The sequence below is a fragment of the Sphingomonas sp. genome, from assembly GCF_035490575.1.
Classification (GTDB): domain Bacteria; phylum Pseudomonadota; class Alphaproteobacteria; order Sphingomonadales; family Sphingomonadaceae; genus Sphingomonas.
This window is the reverse complement of sequence record NZ_DATJLI010000014.1, coordinates 1-4,765: the sequence shown is the minus strand read 5'-3', so window position 1 is coordinate 4,765 and position 4,765 is coordinate 1. Positions and strand designations below refer to the sequence as shown.

Sequence of the window (4,765 nt, the reverse complement as noted above, 5' to 3'; positions counted from 1 at the left end):
TCGATCTTTCGCGGGCTGACGGTCGAGAAGAACATCCTTGCCGTGCTGGAGCTGGCGGAGCCGGACAAGTCGGCGCGCGCCGCCAAGCTCGACCGGCTGCTTGAAGAATTCGGCCTGACGCGGCTGCGCGACGCGCCCGCCATGGCATTGTCGGGCGGTGAGCGCCGCCGCGCCGAAATCGCCCGCGCACTGGCGGCGGATCCGTCGATCATGTTGCTGGATGAACCATTTGCGGGCATCGACCCGATTTCGATCGCGGATATTCGCGATCTGGTGAAGGACCTGAAGCAGCGGTCGATCGGCGTGCTGATCACCGACCATAATGTCCGCGAGACGCTGGACATCGTGGACCGTGCCTACATCATCTATGACGGTCGCGTGCTGTTCACCGGCAGCCCGGCCGACCTGGTCGCCGACGCCAATGTGCGCCGCCTGTATCTGGGCGAGGGTTTCTCGCTCTAGCGCAATGTCCGTGTCCGGCCGCCCATGAGCCTCGCGCCACGCCTCGACCTTCGCCAGTCGCAATCGCTGGTGATGACGCCGCAGTTGCAGCAGGCGATCAAGCTGCTGGCGCTGTCGAACCTGGAAGTCGAAGGCTTCATTGCCGAGGAGATCGAGAAGAACCCGCTGCTGGAGGCGGGGCGCGACGACGATGGCGGCGCGCCCGACACGGAGCCGGGCGAGGCTGTCGTCGCGAGCGGCGAACCGGCATCGGCGGACGAGCTGCTGTCGCTGGGCGACAGCGCGGGCGAAGCCAGCCTCGATGTCGATCTGGCGGCGGAGGCGTTCCACCATGATTCGCCGAGCGATTCGATCGGCAGCCTCGACGGATCGCTGGGGCTGGGCGGCACAGGCGTCGGCGGCGGGGAGGGCGAAGCGCTGGATTTCGACAGCTTTGCCGCTGCCGATATCAGCCTTCAGGACCATTTGCTGGCACAGGCGGGCGCGGTCATCGCCGGGCCGGACATGTTCATCGCCGCGCATCTGATCGACCAGATCGACGAATGCGGTTATCTGAGTGTCGGCCTGCTGGAAGTCGCCACGCGGCTGGGCGTGCCACTGGCGCGGGTGGAGGGCGTGCTGGGCGTCGTCCAGTCGTTCGACCCGACCGGTGTCGGCGCGCGCAATCTGGCCGAATGCCTGGCGCTGCAGGCCAAGGACGCCGACCGATATGATCCCGCCATGGCGCGGTTGATCGATAATCTCGACCTGCTGGCGCGCGGCCAGATCGCACAGTTGCGGCGCATCTGCGGTGTGGACGAAGAAGACATGGCGGACATGATCCGCGAGCTTCGCAACTATGATCCCAAGCCCGGTTGCCGTTATGGCGGCGAATCGGTGCAAAGCGTGGTGCCCGACATTTTCGTCGCGCGGCGGGGCGCGGGATGGGCGGTGGAGATCAATGCCGCGACGCTGCCGCGCGTGCTGCTGAACCGCGCTTATTATGTCGAATTGTCGGCGGGCAAGCAGGACAAGGCGTCGAAAAGCTGGCTGTCCGACTGCCTCGCCAGCGCCAACTGGCTGGTCAAGGCACTCGACCAGCGGCAGCGCACCATCATCAAGGTCGCCAGCGAGATCGTGAAGCAGCAGGAGGCGTTCTTCCTGAACGGCGTCGCGCATCTGCGCCCGCTGACGCTGGCGCGCGTGGCCGAAGCGATCGAGATGCACGAATCGACCGTCAGCCGCGTGACCAGCAACAAATATCTTAGCTGCGCGCGCGGCGTGTTCGAGCTGAAATATTTCTTCACTTCCGCCATCCAGTCGGCCGATGGCGGCGATGCGGTGTCGGCCGAAGCGGTCAAGAGCGCGATCCGTGCGCTGATCGCAGCGGAGGACTCGAAGAAGATCCTGTCCGACGATACGCTGGTCGATATGCTCAATGCGCGCGGGTTCGATATCGCGCGGCGCACCGTCGCCAAATATCGCGAATCGCTGGGCATTGGCAGTTCGGTCCAGCGGCGCCGGCAAAAGGCGCTGGCGGGCACATCCTGACATCCATTGGGGGCGTGCAGTCGGGGCATCGCGCGCTATAGGGGCGTCATGCCCGACCCCGAACGCCCGAACCCGCCGCTCTGGCGCTGGACACCCGCGCGCTATCGCGCGCTGCTTCGCACGCAGGGACCCGGTTCGGTGCAGTTCCGCACGCGCATTGCCGTGCTGACCGGCGCGATCGCGGTCGGCATCGTCGCCATATTGTTCGCGCAACTCGCGGATGCGGCGGGCGAGATGTTCGAGCACATGGCCGCCGCACGGTGGTGGTTGCCGCTGGTGCTGACGCCGCCTGCCTTCATGGCGTTGGCATGGGTAACGCGGCGCTTCTTTCCATTCGCGCGCGGTTCGGGGATTCCGCAAGTCATCGCCGCTCGCGACGATCCCGATGCGGCAACGCGCACGCTGATTTCGGTCCGCACCGTGGTTGCCAAGGCAGCGCTGACGATCGGTGCGGTGCTGACGGGCGCTTCAGTCGGCCGGGAAGGGCCGACGGTGCAGCTTGCCGCCGCGGTGATGGGCGTCAGCCACCGCATCATGCGCGTGCCGCTGCGCGCGCCGGTCGTGATCGCGGGCGGCGCGGCGGGCGTGGCGGCGGCGTTCAACACGCCATTGGCCGGATTGCTGTTCGCGATCGAGGAACTGGCATCGGCCTATGAACAGCGGGTCACGTTGCTGGTGCTGTCGGCAATCGTCATTGCGGGCATGGTCGCCCAGTCGGTGATGGGCGATTATGTCTATTTCGGCGTTATCGGCGCGCAATTGCCGATCGGTGCGGCACTGGTCATCGCGCCGATCGCGGGCGTGGCGGGCGGGCTGGCGGGCGGCGCGTTTGCCCGTCTGGTGCTGGCGATCGCCACGGGCACCAATCGCGTCGCGGCGTGGAGCCGACGCCGCCCTGTGGCCTTTGCCGGGATGTGTGGTGCGGTGGTGGCGGTGCTGGGCGTCGCTACCGGCCTGACGTGGGGCACGGGATATTCGGCGGCGCGGGCGATGATCGTCGGCGTCGATGCGCCCGCCTGGTTCGGCCCGGCCAAGTTCGTCGCGACGCTGGCGACCGCAGTGGCGGGCATTCCGGGCGGCATCTTTGCGCCCTCGCTGGCGGTGGGGGCAGGCGTGGGCAATCTGCTGCGCGAGATTTTTCCGGGTCAGTCCGCCTCGGCGATCGTGATCCTGGGGATGGTCGGCTATTTCGCGGGTGTGGTGCGTGCGCCGTTGACGGCGGTCATCATCCTGTCGGAAACCACCGCGAGCCGTGGCCTGATGCTGCCGATGTTCGCCACCGCCTTTGTCGCCGATGCCGCCAGCCAGTGGGTGTGTCGCGAGAAGCTGTATCTGGGGCTGGCGCGCACCTTCATGCCGTCCGCTCCGCCGCCCGATCGTTAGGCGAAGCGCAAACGCCAACGGCGGGCGCACCCATGGGGTGGCCCGCCGTCACGATCGTTCAGCGTGCCCGGCGCGCGGCCGGACGCGTGCTTACTTGATCTTGGCTTCCTTGAACTCGACATGCTTACGCACGACGGGATCATATTTGCGGAAGCTCATCTTCTCGGTCTGGTTGCGCGGGTTCTTCTTGGTGACATAGAAGAAGCCCGTGTCGGCGGTGCTCACCAGCCGGATCTTGACAGTGGTCGGCTTGGCCATGGCCCAATCCCTTGAATGCGATCAAAAAAGAAATACGATCAAAAATGCGAAAAGCGGCGCGCGCGGGCGCCGCTGTCAGACGCGGGCGCATGACGGATCATGGTGCCGTTGTCAAGCGATCGGGGCAGCGACGCGGGCTTAACCGCACCCTAACACCGATGTGGCAGGGCGTGCGAATGGATGCGCTGGTTCCTGCATTTATCGCTGTTCTGCTGGCCTCCATGGGGGACCGGGCGACATGGCTGGCGGCGATTCTGGCCGATCGCAGCGGACGGCGCGGACAGGTCATCGCGGGGCTGTTCCTTGCCCAACTGGCCGTGATGGGTATCGCGGTGGCGGGTGCGCTGGCGATTCGCGACGTGATGACGCCGAATGCGCGCGCGCTGTTGCTGGCACTGTCGCTGGCCGGCGCCGGACTGGGTGCGGCAATGCGCCCACGCGCCCCCACCGACCGGCTGGAGCGCTGGCGAATCGGCGCGTTTGCCACCAGCGTTGGCGGCTCGTTCATTCTGGCGTTGGGTGAGCGTGCCCAGTTCGTCGCGCTGGGCGTAGCGACATGGGGCGCGATGCCGTTGCTGGCGGGGGCGGGCGGCGTGATCGGGGCCGTGATCCCGGCCATTGTCGCGGCGATGCTGGGTGAAGGTGCATGGCGCGCGCTGCCGGTCGCGGCGGTCAGTCGGGGGGCGGGTGTCCTGCTGGTCCTGACCGGGGTGGTCATGGCCCTGGGCGCGATCCGCCTGATCTGATCGAGCGATCAATCCGATCGGAGATTTGATCGACCGTTCGCGGAGCAAAAACGCCGCAATTTCGTTATGCCTGCGAACCAAACCATTTCGATGGAGCATGCCCCATGGCCGAAAAGACCGCGCCCGCGCTGAAGACACCCACCGACCTGAAGCCCAACGACGCCAAGACCGTCGCCGATGCGCTGAATGGCATTCTGGCCGACAGCTATGCGCTATATATCAAGACCAAGAACTTCCACTGGCACGTCTCCGGCCCGCATTTTCGCGACTATCACCTGATGCTTGACGAGCAGGCGGCCCAGATTCTGGCGACCACGGACGCGATCGCCGAACGGGTCCGCAAGACGGGCAACACGACGCTGCGTTCGATCGGCGACATCGGACGC

Annotated in this window: 6 protein-coding genes; 5 read left to right on the top strand and 1 reads right to left on the bottom strand. The window is 66.4% G+C overall.

Annotation, left to right across the window (positions count from 1 at the left end):
- From VL973_RS00890 to VL973_RS00880, 3 genes are all read left to right on the top strand, one after another.
- The coding region (locus VL973_RS00890; protein ID WP_325282152.1) for an LPS export ABC transporter ATP-binding protein at nucleotides 1-462 on the top strand (462 nt) is incomplete at its 5' end.
- Nucleotides 463-486: 24 nt separating this feature from the next.
- The gene (gene rpoN, locus VL973_RS00885; RefSeq protein WP_325282151.1) at nucleotides 487-1,992 is read left to right on the top strand and encodes an RNA polymerase factor sigma-54; all 1,506 of its coding nucleotides are present in this window, start codon (nucleotides 487-489) and stop codon (nucleotides 1,990-1,992) included.
- Nucleotides 1,993-2,040: 48 nt separating this feature from the next.
- Nucleotides 2,041-3,375, top strand: coding sequence for a chloride channel protein (locus VL973_RS00880; RefSeq protein WP_325282150.1), 1,335 nt, complete (start codon nucleotides 2,041-2,043; stop codon nucleotides 3,373-3,375).
- Nucleotides 3,376-3,465: 90 nt separating this feature from the next.
- On the opposite strand, the gene rpmG is transcribed toward VL973_RS00880, so the two are convergent.
- Nucleotides 3,466-3,633 (bottom strand): 50S ribosomal protein L33, encoded by a 168-nt coding sequence (gene rpmG, locus VL973_RS00875; RefSeq protein ID WP_033922433.1) that lies wholly within the window; start codon nucleotides 3,631-3,633, stop codon nucleotides 3,466-3,468.
- Between the two features lie 176 nt (nucleotides 3,634-3,809).
- Here rpmG and VL973_RS00870 point away from each other — a divergent pair, with 176 nt between their 5' ends.
- The gene (locus tag VL973_RS00870; protein ID WP_325282149.1) at nucleotides 3,810-4,379 is read left to right on the top strand and encodes a TMEM165/GDT1 family protein; all 570 of its coding nucleotides are present in this window, start codon (nucleotides 3,810-3,812) and stop codon (nucleotides 4,377-4,379) included.
- A gap of 104 nt (nucleotides 4,380-4,483) precedes the next feature.
- Nucleotides 4,484-4,765: Dps family protein (locus tag VL973_RS00865; protein WP_325282148.1), on the top strand; the 282-nt coding region annotated here is incomplete at its 3' end.

Bases quoted from the DNA above. Each gene is read 5' to 3' on its own strand.
- VL973_RS00870 (WP_325282149.1), top strand. From the start codon at position 3,810: ATGGATGCGCTGGTTCCTGCATTTATCGCTGTTCTGCTGGCCTCCATG.
- rpmG (WP_033922433.1), bottom strand. From the start codon at position 3,633: ATGGCCAAGCCGACCACTGTCAAGATCCGGCTGGTGAGCACCGCCGAC.
- rpoN (WP_325282151.1), top strand. From the start codon at position 487: ATGAGCCTCGCGCCACGCCTCGACCTTCGCCAGTCGCAATCGCTGGTG.
- VL973_RS00880 (WP_325282150.1), top strand. From the start codon at position 2,041: ATGCCCGACCCCGAACGCCCGAACCCGCCGCTCTGGCGCTGGACACCC.